Annotated in this window: 2 protein-coding genes; both read right to left on the reverse strand. The window is 32.7% G+C overall.

From position 1 onward, the window contains the following. Positions 1–512: 512 nt before the first annotated feature. Positions 513–2051, reverse strand: coding sequence for a MobV family relaxase (gene mobV, locus ACEYOS_RS11280; protein ID WP_373707480.1), 1539 nt, complete (start codon positions 2049–2051; stop codon positions 513–515). After that, on the reverse strand, positions 2048–3061 hold the full coding sequence (locus ACEYOS_RS11285; RefSeq protein WP_373797576.1) for a protein rep: 1014 nt from the start codon (positions 3059–3061) through the stop codon (positions 2048–2050). Before ACEYOS_RS11285 ends, mobV begins: the two co-directional genes overlap by 4 nt. Positions 3062–3231: the final 170 nt, after the last annotated feature.

Here is a 3231-nt window from a genome sequence, read left to right on the forward strand (position 1 = left end):
AAACTCGACACTTAAAGTATAATTCACAGGTTTTTTTATTGCAAATTTTTTTGTATACCAAATAATTAACCTTAAAAAACATTAAAAACACTGATATATCAACGTTTACACGTAATATACCTATTGGAATTAAAATATCGTTATTTCTTTATTTATCAAGATAAGAAGAAACCGCCAAAAACGGCGGTTTAATAGGCTTTTACAAGCCTATCAAAATATAAAAAACAAAAACCTTTAAAAGACAAAACCTTGGGCTCTCGCCCAAACCCAGCCAACGCCATGGCGTTGGATCCATGCCTCTAGAAAGTTGGCAAACACGATTAGTTCGCCCTTTCTGTCGGACAGGCAGAAGCTAAATCAAATCAAAAAAGCACACAAGGGTAAATAGCACTCGCTACGCTCGCCCTTGTGTGCTTTTTCGCCTTGATTTTTAACGCTTATGCCGACAGAAAGAACAAACTAATCTAAATATGTACTAGGTATTAAAATCGCTTAGAACGCATTTTTGAGCCTTATTTGCTCATTCCACGACTTACAGTTCTGTTGTCATCTCTTTCCAAACGCTTAAATTCACTTTTTGGTGCATTTTGTTCAATCTTCATAGCAAAATCTTTAGTAACTTCCTTCGATTTGGTCTTATCTACAAAAATCTGTTTAAACGTATCTTTCAATTCACGATAGATAGTTTTAATCTCATTTTTCAACGAACGAACCACACTTCTCAAACTATCATTTTCAGCAACCACTTTTTTATATTTCTTTTCTAAATCATAATAAATTTTAACATTTTCACTATTGATTCGCTTCACTCTGCCAAGCTCATCTTCTAATTTTTGATTTTCTTTAACTAAGTCAGTTGCCATATATTTTTTTACTTGTTGCTTTAATTGCACATTTTGAACAGCATCTTTTGCTATCAAATCAAAACTTTTTTGAGGAATAATTAAATTCCCTGTTCGCTGCTGCTCTGTTTTTTTTATGTCAATTCCCATAAATTTTTCGCCAGAAGGAACTTTCACATCTTCAAATTCATAGTGAACCTTTAATTTTTTCATATCCAAATTAACTGGTTTATCTTCAGAAAGACTTTTGATTTCTTCTTTCTTTTTCACTAATTCTTCTTCAGTGGTTTCAATGACTTTCTTTAAATCAGTTAATTCTGCTTCAAGAGCCTTTTTATTGTCCATATAGGCTTTGTAATCATCAACAGATAAATGACTTCTTTTTGATCCCTTTTCGCCACGTTCTAATTCAAAACCACGCTCGTTCAATCGAACTGGCAACTCATCTTGAATTTCAATTAAGGCTTTTCGATTAAAAAGTCGTTTAGCTGATAATTTATTATCTTGGTCAAAAGGAACAATACCCAAATGCATATGCGGAGTAGATTCATCTAAATGAACTTGAGCATATCTCACATTTTTTTCACCATATTTTTCAGCAAAGTAATCTTTCGCTTCGGTAAAAAATCGTTCGATTTCTTTATCATCTTTATTTTCAAAAAAACCTTTATCACTTGAAATTATCCATTCGTTAACTAGAACTGCATCTTTTCTAACTGCTCGAGAACTCGATTTATTCTCGTTGATAAATTTTTCAATATCAGTTTTGTAATTAAAAGGCTCATCTCGATTTACTAAATCGTAATTCAAATGTGAGCGTTCAACGTCGATTGCTGGGTTCGAATGTTTTTCGAATCTGCGTTGATTATGATTTCCAATTCCAACCAAATTTCCTGATTTCATTTTCATCATACTTGCAACTATTGTAGACATAAAAAGCACCTTCCTTTGGTTACTTCGGTGAAACTTCCAAGTAAAGTATACCCAAGTAAAGTATACCCCAATATACTTTACTTCGTAAAGATTGGGGTCTGCGACGCTAAGTTCAAGATCAAGTGCCTTCGTAAATCTGTCGATTTCCGAGCAAAATATTTTCGCTGGACTTTGTCCTTTCTGCTCAAATAATTTTGGTTTGAGATTTTGCTCCCCTATCAAATTGGGGGGGTCGCAAACCTCAAAATAAAAAAAGACGAGCGAGTTACCGCTCATCTTTTTATGAAATAATTTTTGCGAGTATCGTTCCACTTCGCATAAATTATTTGTGCAGATTCGGAAACTTTTTCCTCCTCATCTGCACCAACAATTCTCAAATCTCCTTCCTCGACATCTTCGAGGTGGAGTTTTTTTCGAATCTCTTTGAACAATCCGCCATATCCAATTTGGCGTTTTCTGTTCAAACCTTTTTCGAGTTCATCAACAACTAAAGTATCTCTATCAAAATTATTTGATAAATAATCAGAATCTTTAACAGGATATTTTGAAGTCTCTAAAACAGCAGACTTTACATCATTTTTATTACCAGTTTTCCCTCTAACTGCTTTCACGTTAACAATAGGAATGTACTCTAACTTCATAGATTTTTTCCAAAGTTCAGTCCATTCATCTTGATTTATGTAATTATTTTCTCCCTTAAAATAAGTTGACTTAACCATCAACAAGACATGAAAATGCGGGTGAAATGAATTATCAATATCGTTTACTGTTACTTCAGTAGCTCTTAAAAAACCAATTAAATTCTTTGAAACTTTTTTATATTTCATCAACCGAGCAAAACCTTTTGTCATTTCCTTCAACGTTTTGTCGAGTTCTTCTCCATCAAAAACATTTTTAACAGTCAGCGTTAAAAATAAGAATCGTGCTTTAGGTTCTTGCTTTATAGCTTCTGAAAGTATTTCAGCATTTTGGTATGAGAATTTCATTGATCTCCTCCAAGCACAAAGTGGACATAACTTTGATTTGCAAAACCAAACTTGGTGCAATCTTAAATACCCATCATCTGTCATTTTAAATGACATTTCATCAGCACAACCATGAACATTATTTGCCTTTTTGAAATGTAAAATTTTTAATATTTCTGCGTAATAACGGTTCTTAATCTTTTTACCACGCCAATCAAACTCTTTTCCGTTCCTGCGAATATCTCTGAAAACTTCGCCAGACTCAACTCTCAAATCTTGATTATTTGAGTCACATACGGTATCATCATCAATAGAAAACAATAGAAAAAACCCCCTGTGATATATTCTTTAAACTCGACACTTAAAGTATAATTCACAGGTTTTTTTATTGCAAATTTTTTTGTATACCAAATAATTAACCTTAAAAAACATTAAAAACACTGATATATCAACGTTTACACGTAATATACCTATTGGAATTAAAATATCGT

This window comes from Kaistella sp. (assembly GCF_041824135.1).
Classification (GTDB): Bacteria; Bacteroidota; Bacteroidia; order Flavobacteriales; family Weeksellaceae; genus Kaistella.